20 protein-coding genes are annotated in these 17,688 nt (G+C 63.3%); 11 read left to right on the top strand and 9 right to left on the bottom strand.

Annotation, left to right across the window (positions count from 1 at the left end; all coding sequences use genetic code 11):
- Positions 1-80: 80 nt before the first annotated feature.
- Both ABJO61_RS12990 and ABJO61_RS12985 read right to left on the bottom strand, forming a co-directional pair.
- Positions 81-1,067 (bottom strand): zinc-dependent alcohol dehydrogenase family protein, encoded by a 987-nt coding sequence (locus tag ABJO61_RS12990; protein WP_348328968.1) that lies wholly within the window; start codon positions 1,065-1,067, stop codon positions 81-83.
- A gap of 377 nt (positions 1,068-1,444) precedes the next feature.
- The gene (locus ABJO61_RS12985) at positions 1,445-2,779 is read right to left on the bottom strand and encodes an MFS transporter (protein ID WP_348328843.1); all 1,335 of its coding nucleotides are present in this window, start codon (positions 2,777-2,779) and stop codon (positions 1,445-1,447) included.
- A gap of 147 nt (positions 2,780-2,926) precedes the next feature.
- Here ABJO61_RS12985 and ABJO61_RS12980 point away from each other — a divergent pair, with 147 nt between their 5' ends.
- The 4 genes from ABJO61_RS12980 (at position 2,927) to ABJO61_RS12965 (ending at position 5,702) form a co-directional block, all read left to right on the top strand.
- Positions 2,927-4,450 (top strand): AlkA N-terminal domain-containing protein, encoded by a 1,524-nt coding sequence (locus tag ABJO61_RS12980; protein ID WP_348328846.1) that lies wholly within the window; start codon positions 2,927-2,929, stop codon positions 4,448-4,450.
- 11 nt (positions 4,451-4,461) lie between these two features.
- The gene (locus ABJO61_RS12975) at positions 4,462-4,977 is read left to right on the top strand and encodes a methylated-DNA--[protein]-cysteine S-methyltransferase (RefSeq protein WP_348328849.1); all 516 of its coding nucleotides are present in this window, start codon (positions 4,462-4,464) and stop codon (positions 4,975-4,977) included.
- A gap of 149 nt (positions 4,978-5,126) precedes the next feature.
- A complete protein-coding gene (locus ABJO61_RS12970) occupies positions 5,127-5,306 on the top strand; it encodes a PLDc N-terminal domain-containing protein (protein WP_348328852.1) in 180 nt (59 codons plus the stop codon).
- An 81-nt stretch (positions 5,307-5,387) separates the two neighbouring features.
- Positions 5,388-5,702, top strand: coding sequence for a DUF4282 domain-containing protein (locus tag ABJO61_RS12965; protein ID WP_348328854.1), 315 nt, complete (start codon positions 5,388-5,390; stop codon positions 5,700-5,702).
- On the opposite strand, the gene bioD is transcribed toward ABJO61_RS12965, so the two are convergent.
- The 3 genes from bioD to ABJO61_RS12950 all read right to left on the bottom strand — a co-directional run bounded on the left by bioD (position 5,699) and on the right by ABJO61_RS12950 (position 8,502).
- Positions 5,699-6,346 carry a dethiobiotin synthase gene (gene bioD, locus ABJO61_RS12960; protein WP_348328857.1) on the bottom strand — a complete coding sequence of 216 codons (648 nt, stop codon included), beginning with the start codon at positions 6,344-6,346 and terminating at the stop codon, positions 5,699-5,701. The two genes, ABJO61_RS12965 and bioD, sit on opposite strands and share 4 nt — an antisense overlap.
- Positions 6,347-6,374: 28 nt before the next feature.
- Entirely contained in the window at positions 6,375-7,559 is a 1,185-nt protein-coding gene (gene bioF / locus ABJO61_RS12955; protein WP_348330576.1) for an 8-amino-7-oxononanoate synthase, read from the bottom strand.
- A 130-nt stretch (positions 7,560-7,689) separates the two neighbouring features.
- Entirely contained in the window at positions 7,690-8,502 is an 813-nt protein-coding gene (locus ABJO61_RS12950; protein WP_348328863.1) for a hypothetical protein, read from the bottom strand.
- Here ABJO61_RS12950 and ABJO61_RS12945 point away from each other — a divergent pair.
- Positions 8,501-9,361: a Fe2+-dependent dioxygenase gene (locus tag ABJO61_RS12945; protein WP_348328866.1), complete on the top strand. Its 861-nt coding sequence runs from the start codon at positions 8,501-8,503 to the stop codon at positions 9,359-9,361. The two genes, ABJO61_RS12950 and ABJO61_RS12945, sit on opposite strands and share 2 nt — an antisense overlap.
- Positions 9,362-9,526: 165 nt before the next feature.
- Here ABJO61_RS12945 and ABJO61_RS12940 read toward each other — a convergent pair whose 3' ends face one another.
- Positions 9,527-10,006 (bottom strand): ImmA/IrrE family metallo-endopeptidase, encoded by a 480-nt coding sequence (locus ABJO61_RS12940; protein ID WP_348328869.1) that lies wholly within the window; start codon positions 10,004-10,006, stop codon positions 9,527-9,529.
- Positions 10,003-10,437: a hypothetical protein gene (locus ABJO61_RS12935; RefSeq protein ID WP_348328872.1), complete on the bottom strand. Its 435-nt coding sequence runs from the start codon at positions 10,435-10,437 to the stop codon at positions 10,003-10,005. The genes ABJO61_RS12940 and ABJO61_RS12935 overlap by 4 nt, the downstream gene beginning before the upstream one ends.
- Positions 10,438-10,697: 260 nt before the next feature.
- Here ABJO61_RS12935 and ABJO61_RS12930 point away from each other — a divergent pair, with 260 nt between their 5' ends.
- Positions 10,698-10,982, top strand: coding sequence for a DUF3892 domain-containing protein (locus tag ABJO61_RS12930; RefSeq protein ID WP_348328875.1), 285 nt, complete (start codon positions 10,698-10,700; stop codon positions 10,980-10,982).
- A gap of 337 nt (positions 10,983-11,319) precedes the next feature.
- On the top strand, positions 11,320-12,357 hold the full coding sequence (bioB, locus tag ABJO61_RS12925; protein ID WP_348328878.1) for a biotin synthase BioB: 1,038 nt from the start codon (positions 11,320-11,322) through the stop codon (positions 12,355-12,357).
- A 6-nt stretch (positions 12,358-12,363) separates the two neighbouring features.
- On the opposite strand, the gene ABJO61_RS12920 is transcribed toward bioB, so the two are convergent.
- The gene (locus ABJO61_RS12920) at positions 12,364-12,708 is read right to left on the bottom strand and encodes a GIY-YIG nuclease family protein (RefSeq protein WP_348328881.1); all 345 of its coding nucleotides are present in this window, start codon (positions 12,706-12,708) and stop codon (positions 12,364-12,366) included.
- The gene (locus tag ABJO61_RS12915; protein WP_348328884.1) at positions 12,705-13,301 is read right to left on the bottom strand and encodes a hypothetical protein; all 597 of its coding nucleotides are present in this window, start codon (positions 13,299-13,301) and stop codon (positions 12,705-12,707) included. The genes ABJO61_RS12920 and ABJO61_RS12915 overlap by 4 nt, the downstream gene beginning before the upstream one ends.
- Before the next feature lie 288 nt (positions 13,302-13,589).
- On the opposite strand from ABJO61_RS12915, the gene ABJO61_RS12910 reads away from it, so the two are divergent.
- From ABJO61_RS12910 to ABJO61_RS12895, 4 genes are all read left to right on the top strand, one after another.
- Entirely contained in the window at positions 13,590-14,891 is a 1,302-nt protein-coding gene (locus ABJO61_RS12910) for an adenosylmethionine--8-amino-7-oxononanoate transaminase (RefSeq protein ID WP_348328887.1), read from the top strand.
- A 271-nt stretch (positions 14,892-15,162) separates the two neighbouring features.
- Entirely contained in the window at positions 15,163-15,870 is a 708-nt protein-coding gene (locus tag ABJO61_RS12905; protein ID WP_348328890.1) for a ParA family protein, read from the top strand.
- Positions 15,870-16,880 carry an SPOR domain-containing protein gene (locus ABJO61_RS12900; RefSeq protein WP_348328893.1) on the top strand — a complete coding sequence of 337 codons (1,011 nt, stop codon included), beginning with the start codon at positions 15,870-15,872 and terminating at the stop codon, positions 16,878-16,880. Before ABJO61_RS12905 ends, ABJO61_RS12900 begins: the two co-directional genes overlap by 1 nt.
- Before the next feature lie 121 nt (positions 16,881-17,001).
- Positions 17,002-17,643 (top strand): HAD-IA family hydrolase, encoded by a 642-nt coding sequence (locus tag ABJO61_RS12895; protein WP_348328896.1) that lies wholly within the window; start codon positions 17,002-17,004, stop codon positions 17,641-17,643.
- The last annotated feature ends 45 nt before the right edge of the window (positions 17,644-17,688 follow it).

Genomic DNA, 17,688 nt, shown 5'->3' with positions numbered 1-17,688 from the left:
CTCGAATTTTTCGACCCTCCCCGAGGGGAGGGTGATCTCGAGCGAGAGGCGATCAGATACGGCTATCCTGCGCATGACGCCTATTCCATCACGAGCACGGCGGCGCCGGTGAGGCGGCCGTCGCGGAGACGGGCCAGCGCCTCGTTCGCCTGCTCGAGCGGCAGCGTCTCGACCGTGGTGACGACCGGCACTTTCGGCGCGAGGGCGAGGAACTCCTCGCCATCCGCGCGCGTCAGATTCGCGACCGAATGGAGCGAGCGCTCGCGCCAGAGAATGTCGTAGGGGAAGGAGGGGATGTCCGACATGTGAATGCCGGCGCAGACGACGCGGCCGCCGGGCGCAACGGCGCGGAGCGCGGCAGGGACGAGCGGCCCGGCAGGCGCATAGATGATGGCGGCGTCGAGAAGGTCCGGCGGCGCCTCGTCCGAGTCGCCTGCCCATTCCGCGCCGAGCGAGCGCGCAAACGCCTTCGCGGCTTCGTCGCCGGGTTTCACGAAAGCGAAGAGCCGCCAGCCTTCGTGGCGCGCCACCTGCGCGACGATATGCGCCGCCGCACCGAAGCCGTAGAGCCCGAGCGTCCCGCCCTCGCCCGCCATGCGGAGCGAGCGGTAGCCGATGAGCCCGGCGCAGAGAAGCGGCGCCGCCTCCGCCGCGCCGTAGCCTTCCGCGACGGGAAAACAGTAGCGCGCATCGGCGAGTGTGAACTCGGCATAGCCGCCGTCGCGCGTATAGCCGGTGAAGAGCGCTTTCCCGCAGAGGTTCTCGCGGCCCGCGCGGCAATAGCGGCAGGTGCCGCAGGTCCATCCGAGCCAGGGAATGCCGACACGCGCGCCGGGCGTGAAGCCGGTGACGCCCTCGCCCAGCGCGGCGACGCGGCCGACGATCTCATGGCCCGGCACGAGGGGAAGTTTCGGATCCGGCAATTCGCTATCGACGACATGGAGGTCGGTGCGGCAGACGCCGCAAGCCTCGACCTTGACCACGACCTCGCCGGAACCGGGGCGCGGCACGGGGATCTGCGCGAGGCGGAGCGGGGTGCCGGGTGCATCGAGCAGCATGGCGCGCATGGTGTCTGGAAGGGAGGACATGTCGAGGCTCCTTTGCGGATCATGGTTTCACAAAGGAGCCGCGTGTTCGAGGGGGGAGAGGGAGAAGCGATGTCGCAGGGGGGTGAGCGTTCATGGTTCCCGGTTTTCGCCGGGATGACACCGGGTGTTTGGCGAAGATGGTTTTACACGGAGAGCGCAGAGATGAGGTTCACGCGAAGGCGCGGAGAAGAGCAAGCGCTTGTTTGAGGGCCACCCTCCCCCTGTGGGAGGGTGGTCCCGATGGTGAGCGCGGGGCAAGCGGCCCCTGGATTGCCGCGCCCCGTGCGGGGGCTCGCAATGACGAGGAAAGGAATGGAGCCGGCGGCAGGCACGAAAGCGCGCCGCCGGGAATGCCGTTACTTCAGGCTGTGTGCCTTGGCGCGGGCGAGGTCTTCCTTCAGCGTCTTCGCGCCGAGGACAAAGTGGATACCCGCCCAGGGCCAGACAACCATGACGGTGAGCAGCGCATAGCGCAGCGACTCATCGCCATAGGCCGGGTGATAGAGATCGCTGATGAGGCCGACGGCCTGCGGCCCGAGCCCCATGCCGATCAGGTTCAGGATCAGGAAGAGCACGGCAGAGGCAACGGCGCGCATACGAAGCGTGACGAGGCCCTGCGTCATGGCGAGGCTCGGCCCGATATAGGCCGCGCCCGCGAAAGCCGGGACGAAGAAGAAGGCGAGCGCCCAGTATTTGTCCATCGACAGATACATGCCGACAGCGAAGGGGAAGCAGACCGCCATGACGATGGCGACCACCCAGAGGTTCCAGCGCACATCGCCCTTGCCGTAACGGTCGGCAAGCCAGCTTGTGAGATAGGTGCCCGCACCGCCGACAAAGCCGATGATGAGGGCGAGCCAGGTGCCGATCTCGCCGGGCGACATCTGGAAAGAGCGGATGAGGAAAGCGGGAATCCAGGTGACGCCCGCATAACCGCCAAAGGCCGCGAGGGCGCAACCGAAAGCGATGTGCCGGAAGGATTTCTGCGACCAGAGCAGCTTCCAGACTTCCATGACCTTGGGCGCGGCGGCGCTGGCCTGAGAAGAAATGCCATCGGCATGGCCGCGCTCGGGCTCCTTCAGGGTGAAGCGCACGAGAAGCGCAATGATGAGGCCCGGCGCGCCGACGATGAAGAAAGCCGCGCGCCAGCCATACCACTGGCTGACCCAGCCGCCGACGAGAAAGCCGATCAGGATGCCGATATTGATGCCCAGCGAATAGATGCCCATCGCGGAGGCGCGCTTTTCCGGCGGGAACATGTCGGAGATCATGGAATGGGAAGGCGGGCTCGACCCCGCTTCGCCGATACCGACGCCGATGCGCGCGAGCGCGAGCTGCGCGAAATTCGTGACGAAGCCGCAGACGACCGTCATTGAAGAAAAGATGGTGAGCGCCAGCGCGACGATGTTGCGCCGGTTGGTGCGGTCGGCCCACATGGCAATCGGCACGCCGAGCGTCGCATAGAAGATCGCGAAAGTGATGCCGGAGAGAAAGCCGAGCTGCGTATCGCTGAGCAGCAGGTCTTCCTTGATCGGCTGAAGCAGGATCGCAAGGATCTGCCTGTCCACGTAGTTCGCCGTATAGGCGATCATCAGTATAAAGAGCGCATAGTTGCGATAGGCGGGCGTGAAGCCCTGCGACGGCGCAACGCCGCCAGCGACGCCCGAAGCGGCGTCTGCCCTGTCTGTCATTATTTTCCTCCCCGAATTCCCTCCCGGCCGGTGTCCTCCCCGCCGGAGCGATCTTGTTGTAATTCCAATGCGGGAGAGCGTGAACCAGGGCGCGCGGCAACTCAAGCAGAACCGGGCTCGAAACAATTCATGACGGCGGCGTCATGAATGGACATGTCCGATTTTGGCGAGCGTGACGGCGAGCGCCGCTCTAGACTGCTCCCCATGAACATGACGGCTTCCATATCCGCCCTCGACCCCGAAGCATGCTACCGCGCGATGCAGGCGAAGGATGCGCGCTTCGACGGACGCTTCTTCGTCTGCGTGTCGTCGACAGGCATCTATTGCAGGCCGGTCTGCCCCGCGCGCGTGCCGAAGCGCGAGAACTGCCGCTTCGTGCTTTCCGCAGCGGCGGCGGAGGAAGCGGGCTACCGCTCCTGCCTGCGCTGCCGCCCCGAGACGGCGCCGGGCACACCCGCCTGGAGCGGCACGGCGGCAACCGTTTCACGCGCGCTGCGCCTGATCGAGGAAGGGGCGCTGGATGAAGGCTGCCTTGAAGACCTCGCGGCGCGGCTCGGGCTTGGCGAGCGGCAGCTGAGAAGGCTTTTCCTTGCGCATCTGGGCGCGGGGCCGCAGGCGGTCGCGGCGAACCGGCGGCTCCTGACCGCAAAGCAGCTCATCAGCGATACGGCCATGCCGCTGGCGCAGGTCGCGCATGCGGCGGGCTATCAAAGCCTGCGGCGCTTCAACGATGCGATCCGCACGGCTTACGGCGTTGCGCCGACGGAGATCCGCCGCGCATCGGAAAACCGGGCGGGGAGCACGATCCGCCTGCGGCTCGGCTATCGCCCGCCTTTCGATTTCAGCCGCATTCTCGCCTATCTCAAGGGCCGCGCCATTCCGGGCGTCGAGGCGATCGGCGAGAACAGCTATGCGCGAAGCTTTTCGCTCAGCGGGGCAAGCGGCGTTGTCACCGTGACGCCGGCGGCGGGCGCCAACGCGCTTGAAGCGCGGATCGCCACGCTCGGCAGCACACAAGGCGCGCTGCCCGTTCGCGCCATTTCGGCGCGGCTCCGCCGCCTCTTCGATCTCGACGCGGAACCGGGCGCCATCGCCACGGCGCTCGCGCGCGATCCGCTGATCGGGCCGAGGCTCGAACAGGCGCCGGGGCTTCGCGTGCCGGGCTCCTTTGACGGGTTTGAACTGGCGGTGCGCGCGGTGCTCGGCCAGCAGATTTCGGTGAAGGGCGCGACGACCATTGCGGGCCGCATCGTGTCGAAATTCGGCGAGGCGCTGCCGGGCGGCGGGGCGGAGGGTGTCGACCGGCTTTTTCCCGCGCCGAAGGTGCTGGCGCGGGCGGAGCTTTCCGGGCTCGGGCTGACCGGCGGGCGGATCGCGACGCTGAAGGCGCTTTCGGCTGCGGTGGCGGCGGGCAAGCTCGACTTCACGCCACGCGAAAGCCTTGAAGCGAAGATCGCGGAAATGACCGCGCTGCCCGGCATTGGCGAGTGGACGGCGCATTACGTCGCGCTGCGGGCGCTGGGCGAGCCGGATGCCTTTCCGGCATCCGACCTCGGATTGCGCAAATCGGCGGGCGGCGGCGAACCCGTTTCCACCGCCGAGCTTCAGATGATGTCGCAAGCCTGGCGACCATGGCGCGGCTATGCGGCACTCGCGCTCTGGACGGCATAAAGGAGAAAGCGATGAAACTTCCCGATGACGACAGGCTCGCCACCGCGACGCTCGACACGCCCATCGGCGAACTGAGACTGGCCGCCACGGAGGCGGGACTTGCCGCCGTGCTCTTTCCCAACCAGGAAGACCTCTCATTCCCGAAGCGGGACGGCAGCGCAAAGGCGCGCGCACATCTCGACCGCGCGGCGAAAGCGCTGACGGGCTATTTCCAGGGCAGGCAGACGGATTTTTCCGGGCTCACGCTGGCAGCCGAGGGAACGGCATTCCAGAAAAGCGTGTGGGCGGCGCTGACGCGCATTCCCTATGGCGAGACCAGAAGCTATGCGCAGATTGCGCGCGAGATCGGCAATCCGAAGGGCATGCGCGCGGTGGGGCTTGCGAATGGCCGCAATCCCATTCCCATCATCGTGCCCTGCCACCGCGTCATCGGCGCGAACGGATCGCTGACGGGTTTTGGCGGCGGCTTGCCGACGAAGAAATGGCTGCTCGAATTCGAGGGCATCGCGACGCCCTCTTTCGTTTGAACGGATTGCGCCTTAACCACATGAAACGCACGAAAGCTGCTTTCGTTCGATCACACTAATCCACGAAATATGCCGCATTCGGAACTTACCTCACACCTCAAATCGCGCTACGTTTGAATGTGGGGGAGCGATTGATCTGGAGGCACTGAATGTTTGGCGACGGCTATACCGGAATTCTCGGCATCATCATCCTGATACTGGATATCTATGCGATCATCCGTATCGTGCAGAGCGGCGCGGAACCGCTGTGGAAGGCGATCTGGATTGTCGTCGTTCTCGCCCTGCCGGTTCTCGGCCTCATTCTCTGGTTTCTTTTCGGACCGAAATAAAGGTTCCGTATTTATCCGTATACGCATGAACCGCCCGCGCATATCGCGCGGGCGGACGGCCGTTCCATGTGAGAGGACAGCATGACCTTCAAGGATTTTCTGAATTTCGACAAGCTGATCGCCGCGCAGGCGACAAGGCTTCTCTACTGGCTCGGCATCGCGGCCATCCTGCTTTACATCTTCGGCATGATTACCGGGGCGGTCGGCACGATGAACTACAATGCCGGGCTTGGCGTGCTGCAATTTCTGGTGGCGATTTTCGCGCTGGTTTTCGCCATCGTGTTCTGGCGGGTGATCTGCGAAATGTTCCTCACCCTCCTGTCGATGAATGACAGGCTGAAGGAAATCCGCGACGGGCGGCCGGGCAGCACAACACCGACCCAGGGGCAGATCTAGAAAAGACCGGCGAGGGAGACGGTTTCGCCGCGCGGCAGAGCGCGGACGGGCACATCACCGGCGAAACGCGCAATCGTTTCCGCCGTCTCCTCGACCGGCACGGGGCCGGGCGCGGCCTCGCTCACCACGATGACGCGCGGCACGATGCCTTCGGCCCTCATGACGGCGAGCGTCGTCAATGTGTGGCTGATGGTGCCGAGATAGGCGCCGACGACGAGGACGGGCGCGAGGCCGGTCTTTCCGTTCAACGCCTTCATCCAGTCGAGAACCAGATGCTTGCCGTCGAGCGGGACCATGAGCCCGCCGACGCCCTCGATCAGCAGCGGGTCATGCGCGCGCGCCGCAGCGACGCATTCTTCCACCAGTTCATCGAAGTCGATCACCCGGCCCTCACGCGTCGCGGCCATGTCGGGCGAGAGCGCCGCCTTGAAGCGCCAGCGCGAAACGAGGCCCGCATTCTCATATGTCACCGGCTCGCCCATCGCGGCGAGAAGCTCAGCGGGATCGCTCTCCGGGAATGTTTCCTCATCGAGGCCGCTCACCAGCGGCTTGATCACGCGCGCCTTCAATTCGCGCGTCAGCATGGCGGAGACATAGGTCTTGCCGATCTCGGTGCCGGAGGAGGTGACGAAGATGGGGGGCATGATTACTCTTTTGACTTACTCTTCTGACTTACTCTGCGGCGCGGCGAGGCAGGATACGCTCACGAACAAGGGTCGCGAGGCGCGCAATGTCGGCGTCGTCATGTTCGGCGGTGAAGGTGAAGCGGAGGCGCGCGGTGCCTTGGGGCACGGTCGGCGGGCGGATGCCGGTGACGAGATAGCCTTCCTTCTCCAGCATGGCGGAGGCGGCGAGCGTGACCTCGGCATCGCCAAGGATCAGCGGCACGATGGGGCTTTCGGGATCGGGGAGGCCGAGCGCGCGGGTGAAGCTTCGCGCCTTCTCGACCGGGCGGCGGCAATAATCCGGGTTCGCGCGCATGACATCGAGCGCGGCGATGGCGGCGGCGGCGGTGGCGGGCGGCAGGCCCGTCGAATAGATGAGGGTGCGGGCGCGGGTGCGGACGAGATCGCAGACGGCTTTCGAGGCGCAGAGATAGCCGCCATAAGCGCCGACCGCTTTCGAGAGCGTGCCCATCTGGAGCGGCACGGCGGCTTTCGTTGCGCCCATGAAACTCGACCCGCGGCCTTCATGGCCGACAACGCCGATACCATGCGCATCGTCGGTCATCAGCCAGGCGTCATGGCTTGCGGCGATGTCAGCCATTTCGGCGACGGGCGCGGCGTCGCCATCCATGCTGAAGATGCCATCGGTAACGATGAGGCAATGCTGCGCCGCATTTCTGTGCGCGTCGAGAAGCGCGCGCAAGTGATCCATGTCGTTGTGGCGGAAAATCTCGATCCGCGCGCCCGACAGTTTCGAGCCCGAGAGCAGGCAGGCATGGCTGAGTTCGTCGGCGAGGATCAGGTCGCCCTCGCGCATGAGCGTCGGGATAATGCCCATATTGGCCATGTAGCCGGAGCCGAAGACGACGCAGTCTTCCGCCTGCTTCCAGTCGGCGAGGCGGGTTTCAAGGGTACGAAAGAGCGGGTGGTTGCCGGAGACGAGACGCGAGGCGCCGGAGCCGACGCCATATTTTTCCGTCGCCTCGATGGCGGCGCGCTTGACCGTCTCGTTTTGCGAGAGGTTCAGATAATCGTTGCAGCAGAAGGAGATGAGGCGGCGGCCGTCACGGAAGGCGATCGCGCCCTCTCGGCGGTCGGTCTCGATCAGACGGCGGCGGAGCGCCTGCACCTCAAGGGCGTCGAGCTTCGCCTTCGCGAATTCGTCCAGTGTCTGTGCCGCGGTCTTCACCATCACCCGCTCCTCTCATATGCGAGGAGGTATGGGCCGCGCGGGTCTCCCTACGCAAGCCCTTTCCGGAAAGCTTCTTTTCCGGTCGCGTTTCCGGACGGCGAACCGGCTTCCACTTCGCCTGGAAACGCTCCTAGAAACTGCTTGTTTTCAAGGAGATACGCGAGCTGGCGGCGAGAAGGGAGCCGGTGTCGACAGGGGCTTCTTCGGGCTTTTCGACGCTCGCATAGGCCTTGGCGAAGAGTTCTTCGGCACTGGCGAGTTCTTCGGCGAGGCTCTCATGTTCCCCTTGGAGGGAGGGCTTGAGCGCATCGGCGCGCATTTTCGCGACCTTCCAGAAGCCGTAGCCGTCGATCCAGGCTTCGGTCGAACCATTGGGGCCTACCGCCGTGTCGTATTGCTTCGCGGCGCGGTCAAACATTTCGGCGGCGAGCGCGGCCTCGATGGCGGCTTCGCTCTTGCCGTTTTCGGGGGCCTTTGCAGCGGCCGCATCGAGCGCGGCATAGACCTTCCGGACAGAGGCCTTCACCTCGGCCACCGGCGCATCGGAGAGCGCGAGATCGACGGCTTCCGTCATCTCATCCATGAAGGGGGCCGCGCCTTGCGCCTCGAAGACGGATTCGAGGTCGATATAAACCTCGGAAATCGGATGGGCGAACATGGCGCCGCCCTCGCGGCGGCCGCCTTCGACGTCGAGCATCGCCTCGCCCGCGAGGTAATGGGCGCGGATGATATCGATGGCTGAGAGATAGACGGCCGGGTCTTTCGCGGCGGCAGCCGGGTCGACACCGCCCTCGCCGCCTTCTCCGCCTTCTCCGCCCTCGCCGCCTTCACCTTCACCCTCACCGGCAGACGCCATGAGGAAGCTGCCGGATGCCTGTTTGCCCTGAAGGGCGTCGCCGCGGGAGCCATTGCCCGCGCCTTCACCCGCCGAGGGAGAGGCCATGCCGGCGACCGCGCTCGAAGCCGCGATAAGGGCGGCGGCGCTGATGCTGGTCCAGAGTTTCGTCCGGTATTTCATAAGGGCTCCCAAGAGTTCGGTGGCGGCGACGGCTGCTGGCCGCGATACTGCGGCAAATACTGGCCTCGACCTTTACCGCGAGGCGGACTATTTTGCAAACGCTTTGCATTATCATGGAATTGTCACCTTGTTTATCCAGATCGCCGATGTCCTGACAGGCCCGGAGCTGCGCCTCGCCGACACCGTCTTCAGGCAGACGGACGGGTTCGAGGACGGCGCGCGCACGGCTGGCCGGATCGCGAAGGCCGTGAAGCGGAACGAACAGGCAAAACCCGCCGGGCTCGCGGCTGATTTCACGGCGCTGGTCGAGAAGCGGCTGATGAAAAACGATGTCTTCCGCGCCGCCGCCCGGCCCCGCGAATTCATCCGCATTCTCCTGTCGCGCTACACGAAGGGCATGGAATACGGGCTCCATTCGGACGACGCCTTCATGGACGGCAAGCGCGTGGACCTCTCCTTCACGCTGTTTCTGGCGGAACCGGACACTTATGAAGGCGGCGAGCTCATCATCGAGGAACCGGCAGGGGAACGCTTCGTGAAGCTCAACGCGGGCTCGCTGGTGCTTTACCCCTCGACCACGCTGCACCGGGTGGCGGAGGTGACGAGCGGCGAGCGGCGAGCCGCCGTGGGCTGGGTCCGAAGCCTTGTCAGGGGAGCGGAAGAGCGCGAGACCCTCTTCGATGTCGCGCTGGCGCTGCGTCAGGCGGAGGCAGCGGGAGACCGGGCGCTCACCGACCGGCTGCTCAAGATCCAGGGGTCGCTGCTCAGGCGCTGGGGAGACTAAGGCAATCGGGCAAGCCGATTGCCCTCGTTTTGCACAGCGCTCCTCGTGAGGTACGTAAGGGCGTTCGCACCAACAACATCGAAGTCTTCTAGGTGGTCCTTAAATGCAAGCTTTTCCTCGTCCTTGATCATCTTGGAGAGAAGAAGGTCGAGTTTGTCTATGACGCTACTGCTCGTAAGGAACACCTAGCCGAATAGACATTGAGCTATTTGAAACTTCGAATTTCTTAGCCAGCCCCTCAACGGTACTTAGGCCGTCCTCTGTTGCTTCATTAATCAGGTGCCAAGGCATAAGAATGTCCGCTGCCAACCTATTAGCCTCAAACTCCGTCCGCTGAGGCAGGCCGCTGCGATACATGGCGTCGTCATATACGCCATCTCCAATCTGATCTCTGTGCAGAACGAAATGGGCAATTTCGTGCGCAATAGTGAATCTACGACGGTTTGGGGGATGATTTTTGTTTACAAAAATCGCGTAGCCGCTGTCGCCACCGAGCCTTTCATTGCGCTCAATGCGGCCGGACATATTATCCTGCCAATCCACATAGTAGACCTTGAGACCCAATGCATTAGCGATGGGAATTACCTGAATGGGCGCGGTCATCTGGTGTCGTCGGATCGTAGTTAGTGCTTCTTCGACTCTCATGCCCTGCCTCCATCGCGGTCAAACTCAGTCCCTGCAACGGCCTCATCGGCTCCCTCCACCGGAGGCGTAGCCGCAGGTTGTTTTGTCTCATTGCCGAATCTCTTAATGCCGTCGATTTGCTCTTCAATATTTTTAAGCAGCTCGGTCAGACGACGTTCAGCGATTTCTTCAGCCTCTTTCTTGGCAATCGCAGACGCCAAGCCTCTCAGATAACCGAAGGCAAATATCCCGCCAAAGATTGCAACGACACCGATCATCGCAAGAAGGATCGAAACCATATCCAGGCGACCTAATTCCAGTGCCGCCTGAACGGCGTCCGGATGTCGTAGCGCCTCCGCCATGTGCTCCGGCGGAACCTCTACGGTAAATCCTATATATGGGGCGCAGGCATCCTGGGGACAATAAATGGTCACGCCATCTGGTTCGGCCACACCCACCCCCTAGGTCGAAGCGTTACATTCCATCGTGTAGAGATAGCTAAAAGGCACTACATCTAGACGGCGCGACAGAATCATCCCATTATGGGAATTGAATGCCGTGAGAAAGGCCGGGGCTCCACACCCCGGCCTCATGGCATCCCGCAAAACTTTGGAGCGTCGCGCGGGACCCACAGTCCTCCCGGACACTCTTATAAAGAGGGTGATTTGCCTGTGGTGTCAACGGCACTCCACTTCCACAGATGGAGGTCAAAATGGCTAACAGACAGACTATTCGTTGCATCAACAAAATTGACCGGGACGATCCCTATGACCGGATCAAGAACGTCGGGGGCCTGAATCCCGATGGCCAGCAATGGACGCTGACTCAACCGGAGGCGATTCAACATATCGACGCCGGTTGGGATTTTTTCGTCGGTGAGGGAGCGTTCGAAGTCAAGGTTGTCACAGCGGTTAGCCCTTACGGGAACCGTTACCTCAAGACCGAGGCAGATGGACGGGACGAGAATAACCTTCTGAGTCTCCCGGAATGCCCATGACCGGCTGATACGGCGGCGCGGCTCCAGCGCCTGAGAAAGCTCTCGCTGGCGGCATCGACCTGTCATTAACTTTGGCGGCATTCGGCTCTCTGAGTGTCGCCAAAATCTTGTCCAGCTCTCGCTGACAAAGCTCATTTCTTTAGACCTGCCTGTGCTCATCCCTCAAGTAGTTTAAGGGGAACACTCTTTTTTGCTTAACCCTCAAGCGGCGGGCATTTGCCCTTGTCGTTTTCGGCAAGTGCGATAACCAGCACGCGAATTGTTGCATTGGGGCTCAGGCCGCTTATGCTGCCGGAATTGTAGCCTTTTCGTCGTTATCGCAAGAGAACCGCGGCCCATGAGCATCCAGACCCGTATCGAAGAGTCCGCCAAAACGCAGCCGGGAATCGCGCGGCGCACCAACCCGGACGAGATCCGCCACGACTGGAGCCGCGAGGAATTGCAGGCGCTTTTCGACCTGCCTTTCAACGATCTCCTGTTCGAGGCGCAGCTTGTCCATCGGCGCTGGTTCAAGGCGCATGAAGTGCAGATGTCGACGCTGCTCTCGATCAAGACCGGCGGCTGCCCGGAAGATTGCGGCTATTGCGCCCAGAGCTCCAAATTCGAGACCGGCCTCAAGGCCTCCAAGCTGATGGAAGTCGAGAAGGTGCTGGCGGAAGCGCGCAAGGCGAAGGAAGCGGGCGCGACGCGCTATTGCATGGGTGCGGCCTGGCGCGAGCCGAAGGACCGCGACATGGACATGATCTGCGCCATGATCGAGGGCGTGAAGGAAATGGGCATGGAAACCTGCATGACGCTCGGCATGCTGTCCGGCCAGCAGGTTCACCGCCTCGCGCAGACGGGTCTCGACTATTACAACCACAATGTGGATACGTCGGAAGAATATTATCCGAATGTCATCAGTACACGGACCTATCAGGACCGGCTCGACACGCTGGAGCGTGTGCGCAATGCGGGCATGAATGTATGCTCTGGCGGCATTGTCGGCATGGGCGAAAGCGCGGATGACCGCATCGGCATGCTGATGACGCTCGCCAATCTCGATGAGCATCCGCAAAGCGTGCCGATCAACATGCTGATGCCGATGGAAGGCACACCGCTCGGCCGCAGCGAGAAGGTGGACCCCATCGACTTCGTGCGCATGATCGCGGTGGCGCGCATCGCCATGCCGCAATCGGTGGTGCGCCTCGCGGCGGGCCGCGAGATCATGTCGGAAGAAACGCAGGCGCTCTGCTTTCTTGCGGGCGCGAACTCGATCTTCGTCGGCGAGAAGCTGCTGACCGCGAAGAACCCGGAAGAAGACAAGGACCAGAAGCTTTTCGCGAAGCTCGGCATAGAGCCCATGCCCGCGCATAGCTGTCCTTCAGAGAAGTAATCCAGCTCAGATTCGGATCGCTTCGGCGTTCCATTCCGATTGCCAGTGCTGCAAGCGTTCCTTGAGGAGCGATTGCAGCATGTAAGGCGTCATGTCCTTTGCATCGACCTCTTCCACGACTTCATAGACGAAGCTCTCTTCGCCATGCGTATTCCACGCCGCCTGCAATGTCTTTACGGGATGCGTGCCGAGACGCAGCGTGAACCAGATGCCGTTCTGCATATTGTCGAGGCTGCGCCCGATACCGAGCCAGACTTCCCCGCTCGCATGGCAGCGCACGGCAAAAATGCCGCGCGCCACCTTGCGTTCCCTGTAATCGCTGACGAGCTGTTTTCTGCGTTCCCTGTTCATGACGGCTTCCTCTTCGGCGCAGGGCGCTCGGGCAAGGGCGGCACGATGCGCGCCAGTTTCTGGTTCAGGCGGTAATGCGCCCTGGCATCCCGGGGCTTTGCCCAGTCGCGGCCAATCGCTTCCCAGTCCTCGTCCTTCACATCGACGCCGAGGCTTGCCAGCAGACCGCCCTCGCAGACGACGAACTGATGACGATAGGGAAAGAGGAAACGGTCCTTGCGCGTACCGAGCGCGTCGCGCGCTTCCTCGTAGGTCGCGAACCAGGCATTCAGGTAGAAGCTGGTACTCGGCGGGAAGAGCCGCGTCGTGTCGAAGGCGGGCATTTCGACATGCGCCTCTTCAGTCAGATGCTGCCAGTCGCGGAAGCCCATCTCGCGCGCGATGACGGCAAGCGCATGCTTGCGCTGGATGCGCGAGGGATCGGCGAGCAATGTATTCGCATCCACCTCCGGCCAGAGCGAGGCAAGGCGATGCGCAGCATGAAAGGCGCGGCGCTTGTCGGCGCTCGCGAAGTCCTTGAGGAGCTTGCTCGCGCGGACCTTGTATTCGGCAAGGGCGTCGATGGGTTTCTGAGAAAATGGGTCCGTTCGCACGGATTCCTCCTGTTGTTTGACTGTCGTCGGTCCGAAGCGACGGCAAACAATGAAGGTGATGCGAACGCGAGGCGTCGTCTCAGCACGTCAGCGAAGGTGAGTTCCTCTTTCTCGGACGGCGGCGCCCTTCGCGGCACCGGGCGGCATCCTATGCCAAGGGATATTCGCGTGCAATTGCCGCTTTTGGCCCTTGCCACGGGCTCGTGAAACAGGACAATCCGCGACAACCAGAAGACATCAAGAAGCCCGGCCAGCACAAGCCAACAAGCGCAAGAAGGGGAACACCCCATGTCCATTCCGCCCGCCAATCCGCTCATCAACGACCCGCCGGAATGGCTGACCAAAGGTGCGCCGCATCTCTGGCTGCCCTATACGCAGATGCAGACAACGCCGATGGCGCTGCCCATCGCGAAGACGGACGGTGTGCGGCTGACGCTGGCGGACGGGCGCGAACTCATTGACGGGATTTCGTCGTGGTGGACGGCGGCGCATGGCTACAACCATCCGCATATTCGCGCGGCGGTGACGGCCCAGCTTGAAAAGATGCCGCATGTGATGCTGGGCGGGCTGGCGCATGAGCCGGCCTGCCGCCTCGCGACAAGGCTGTCGGAAAAGCTGCCGGGCGATCTCGGCCATGTGTTCTTTTCGGAGTCGGGCTCGGTCTCGGTCGAGATCGCGATGAAGATCGCCGTGCAATACGGCATCAATAACGGGAAAAGAGGCCGTACGCGCTTCGTCAGTTTCAAGGGCGGCTATCACGGCGACACGCTCGCGACCATGTCGGTCTGCGACCCGGACGAAGGCATGCACACGCTCTTCAAGGGCGCGATTGCCGAACAATTCATCTGCGAACTGCCAAGCGATGCGCAAAAGACCGCAGCACTCGACGCCTTTCTCGGCGAGCACGCCCATGAAGTGGCCGCCGTCGTGACCGAGCCGCTGGTGCAGGGCGCGGGGGGCATGCGCTTTCACACACCGGAGACGCTGAAAACCCTGCGCGCGCTTTGCGACAAGCATGGCGTGCTGCTGATCCTCGACGAGATCTTCACCGGCTTCGGGCGCACCGGCTCCATGTTTGCCTGCGAGCAGGCGGGGATCGTGCCCGATATCGTGACGCTCTCGAAGGCGCTGACGGGCGGCACGATGGCGCTCGCCGCGACGATCGCCACGGCGCGCGTCTTCGAGGCCTTTCTCGGCGAAGAGGCAGGCAAGGCACTGATGCACGGGCCGACCTATACGGGCAATCCGCTCGCCTGCGCGGCGGCCAATGCATCGCTCGACCTTTTCGAGCGCGAACCGCGCCTCGACCAGGTGGCCGCGATCTCGGCGCAGCTCAAACGCGAACTCGAACCGGCGCGGGAACTGCCCGGCGTGAAGGATGTGCGCGTGATGGGCGCCATCGGCGTGATCGAACTCGACGCGATCGGCGACATGAACGCGATCAAGCGCCGCTTCGTGGAGGAAGGGGTCTGGATCCGGCCCTTCGGCAATATCGTCTATACGACCCCGCCGCTCGTCATCGGGCCGCAAGACCTTGCCCGGCTAACAGGCGCAATGGTGAAAATCACGGCAGAGATGGCAGGCAATTGAGGCGCCTCGCCCCCGCCATGTGTCTCCATCAACACATTTTCTGGTAGTGGCGGCATTTTTCGCGCGCATATGTTGAGCCAAAATGGGTCACACATTACTCTCGCAGCGGGGGCTGATTCGGCCTTTTCGATATCGATCACGCACATGCCGGCGGGTCGCGGGGGGCGCGGAAGCTCTTCCCCGGATTGTGACCTGAATTGTGGCCGGCGCGTCCTTTTCTGGAATGCCGCAAGCGAAGGAATCGCGCGCGGCCGGTTATCGGGATTAAGCCATGCACGTCATCGCGTTCGCGTCGCAGAAGGGTGGCTCCGGCAAGACCACGCTTGCGGGTCATATTGCCGTCGAGGCCGAGAGGCAGGGCGCCGGGCCCGTCGCCCTGATCGACACCGACCCGCAGGGGTCTCTCTCACAGTGGTGGAACGCGCGCGAAGCCGAGCGCCCCTTCTTTGTGAGCGCCTCGGAAGACGGGCTTGAGGCGGATCTGGCGCGGCTCAAGGATGGCGGCGTCAACCTCGTCATCATCGACACGCCGCCCGCCATCACGTCCACCATCGGCCATGTCATCGGCCAGGCGGACCTCATCGTCATTCCGACCCGGCCAAGCCCGCATGACCTGCGCGCGGCAGGCGCCACGGTCCGGCTCTGCGAGGAAGTCGGCAAGCCGCTGGTCTTCGCCGTCAATGGCGCGGCACCCCGCGCCCGCATCACCACGGAGGCCGTTATCGCTCTCTCACACCACGGCCCCGTTGCGCCGTCGATCCTCCACCAGCGAATCGATTTCGCCGCGAGCATGATCGACGGGCGAACCGTCATGGAAATCGGCTCATCGACCAAATCGCCGGAGGAAATCGCCGAACTCTGGAGTTTCCTCAACGACCGGCTCAAGGGGCGCGAAACCTCGCCGCTTACCTCGGGTTCCTTCGTTGCCAGCGCCGCCTCCAGCGGCAAGGCCGAGGGTCTTCTCAGGGGCGCCGCCTGATGGCCAAGAAGCCTGCCTCATTGACGAGCGACCTGCTTGCGCGCAAGGGTGAAGCTGGACCTTCTTCGGTCGATCCGGTTTCGCGCGTTACGATTGCGCCCGGAAGGCAGCCGAATTTGAGCGGAATCGGTGTAAATGAAGGTCCTTCCCCGGGGCTCTATGGCAGCCCCGCCACGGAGAGGCCAGAGATGCACGCAGCGGACGAGGACGAACGGCCACAGCCGCCGGAACCGGAAATCATCTACACCCCGGAAGAAGAAGACAGCGGCAGCCGCACAAGGCTGATCGCAGGCGCCTTTGTGGGCCTTGCGCTGCTGGGCGGCGTCGTGATCGCGCTGTCGCTGAACGATGGCGGCTCGGGTGTGGCGCCCGTTTCGCCGGATGTGACGGCGATGCCCGACGAAGCGCCTGCGCAACAGCAGGTGGCGGAAGCCCCGGCGGCACAGACGCCTGTGGCGAGCGAAGATGCAAATCCCGAAGCGGCCGTTCCCGGCGAGGCGCCGGACGCGCCCACGGAAACGCCGGAGCTTCGCGCCAGTGCCGAACCCGCAGCGCCGGAACCGGAAGCGACACCTGCCGAAACGAAGGCTGCCGCAGAAAGCGCTACAGAAAGCTCGGGGGAAAGTGCCGGCGCACCGACATCGATTGCGCCGCCTGCCGCCCAGCCGGAAGCACAGTCGACAGCACAGCCGCCAGCACAGTCGCCAGCACAGTCGAAGGCGGAAGAACCGGCGGCGACGGCTCCTGCGGCTGCCAGCGGCGGCGCTTACGTGGTGCAGATCATGGCGCTGCGCGAGGAAGGGGCGGCGCAAACCGCCTGGGCCTCGCTGCAGAAGAAGCACCCCTCGGTGCTCGGCGGTCATGCGCTCGACATCGAGAAGGCGGATCTTGGCGACAAGGGCACCTTCTACCGCATTCGCGCGGCGGGCTTCGAGACCAAGGCGGCGGCGCAATCGGCCTGTTCGAGCCTCAAGGCTGCCGGTCAGGACTGCCTCGTCAAATCGCGCTGAGGCGCAGGCCGGCGGCGGCAAGACAAGAAACAGCGGGACGCCTTTCAGGCGTCCCGTTTTTGTTGGCCGCCTGTTATCCGCCGTGTAGGTTCGCGCCAAATGAAACCGGTGAGGAAATGACATGGTCGAGGCAGTGATCTGGGATTTCGGCGGCGTGCTGACGTCGAGCCCCTTCGAGGCATTCAATCGCTATGAAGCGGAAAAAGGTCTCGCGAAGGATTTCATTCGCGGCATCAACGCGACCAATCCCGACACGAATGCCTGGGCGCTGTTCGAGCGCAACGAATGTTCGCTCGACGATTTCGACCGTCTCTTCGCGGCAGAGTCCGAGGCGAAGGGCTGCCGCATTCCCGGCCGCGACATCATCGCGCTGCTCTCCGGCGACATCCGCCCGGAAATGGTAACCGCGCTGAAACGCTGCAAGGAACGCGCGAAGGTCGGCTGCATCACCAATAATGTCTCGGCGGGCGAAGGCGCAGGGATGGCGCGCACCAGCGAGAAGGCGGCGGCAGTGGCGGAAGTCATGTCGCTCTTCGATCATGTGATCGAAAGCTCCAAGGCCGGCATCCGCAAACCCGATCCGCGCATCTATCAGATGGCCTGCGAGGCGCTCGGCGTTTCCGCTGCGTCATCCGTCTATCTCGACGATCTCGGCATCAACCTGAAGCCCGCGAAAGCGCTCGGCATGACGACGATCAAGGTCGTCTCGCCGGAACAGGCGCTGAAGGAACTCGAAGCGGCGGTGGGATTTCCCGTTTCCTGAGCTTGAGAAGGCGCGCCGAAGAGGCCTAAGCTTCTCTCCAAAGAA

Source organism: Parvibaculum sp. (assembly GCF_039973015.1).
Taxonomy (GTDB): Bacteria; Pseudomonadota; Alphaproteobacteria; order Parvibaculales; family Parvibaculaceae; genus Parvibaculum.
This window is presented reverse-complemented; position numbering and strand designations above follow the sequence as displayed.

What these genes read in the sequence shown, in the direction of transcription:
- ABJO61_RS12945 (WP_348328866.1), top strand. Translation starts at nt 8,501, where the DNA reads ATGCCGGCGACCGCGCTCGAAGCCGCGATAAGGGCGGCGGCGCTGATG.
- bioF (WP_348330576.1), bottom strand. Translation starts at nt 7,559, where the DNA reads ATGGTGAAGACCGCGGCACAGACACTGGACGAATTCGCGAAGGCGAAG.
- ABJO61_RS12900 (WP_348328893.1), top strand. Translation starts at nt 15,870, where the DNA reads ATGGCCAAGAAGCCTGCCTCATTGACGAGCGACCTGCTTGCGCGCAAG.
- ABJO61_RS12920 (WP_348328881.1), bottom strand. Translation starts at nt 12,708, where the DNA reads ATGAACAGGGAACGCAGAAAACAGCTCGTCAGCGATTACAGGGAACGC.
- bioB (WP_348328878.1), top strand. Translation starts at nt 11,320, where the DNA reads ATGAGCATCCAGACCCGTATCGAAGAGTCCGCCAAAACGCAGCCGGGA.
- ABJO61_RS12910 (WP_348328887.1), top strand. Translation starts at nt 13,590, where the DNA reads ATGTCCATTCCGCCCGCCAATCCGCTCATCAACGACCCGCCGGAATGG.
- ABJO61_RS12930 (WP_348328875.1), top strand. Translation starts at nt 10,698, where the DNA reads ATGGCTAACAGACAGACTATTCGTTGCATCAACAAAATTGACCGGGAC.
- ABJO61_RS12985 (WP_348328843.1), bottom strand. Translation starts at nt 2,779, where the DNA reads ATGACAGACAGGGCAGACGCCGCTTCGGGCGTCGCTGGCGGCGTTGCG.
- ABJO61_RS12980 (WP_348328846.1), top strand. Translation starts at nt 2,927, where the DNA reads ATGGACATGTCCGATTTTGGCGAGCGTGACGGCGAGCGCCGCTCTAGA.
- bioD (WP_348328857.1), bottom strand. Translation starts at nt 6,346, where the DNA reads ATGCCCCCCATCTTCGTCACCTCCTCCGGCACCGAGATCGGCAAGACC.
- ABJO61_RS12940 (WP_348328869.1), bottom strand. Translation starts at nt 10,006, where the DNA reads ATGAGAGTCGAAGAAGCACTAACTACGATCCGACGACACCAGATGACC.
- ABJO61_RS12895 (WP_348328896.1), top strand. Translation starts at nt 17,002, where the DNA reads ATGGTCGAGGCAGTGATCTGGGATTTCGGCGGCGTGCTGACGTCGAGC.
- ABJO61_RS12905 (WP_348328890.1), top strand. Translation starts at nt 15,163, where the DNA reads ATGCACGTCATCGCGTTCGCGTCGCAGAAGGGTGGCTCCGGCAAGACC.
- ABJO61_RS12990 (WP_348328968.1), bottom strand. Translation starts at nt 1,067, where the DNA reads ATGCGCGCCATGCTGCTCGATGCACCCGGCACCCCGCTCCGCCTCGCG.
- ABJO61_RS12970 (WP_348328852.1), top strand. Translation starts at nt 5,127, where the DNA reads ATGTTTGGCGACGGCTATACCGGAATTCTCGGCATCATCATCCTGATA.
- ABJO61_RS12950 (WP_348328863.1), bottom strand. Translation starts at nt 8,502, where the DNA reads ATGGCCTCTCCCTCGGCGGGTGAAGGCGCGGGCAATGGCTCCCGCGGC.
- ABJO61_RS12975 (WP_348328849.1), top strand. Translation starts at nt 4,462, where the DNA reads ATGAAACTTCCCGATGACGACAGGCTCGCCACCGCGACGCTCGACACG.
- ABJO61_RS12965 (WP_348328854.1), top strand. Translation starts at nt 5,388, where the DNA reads ATGACCTTCAAGGATTTTCTGAATTTCGACAAGCTGATCGCCGCGCAG.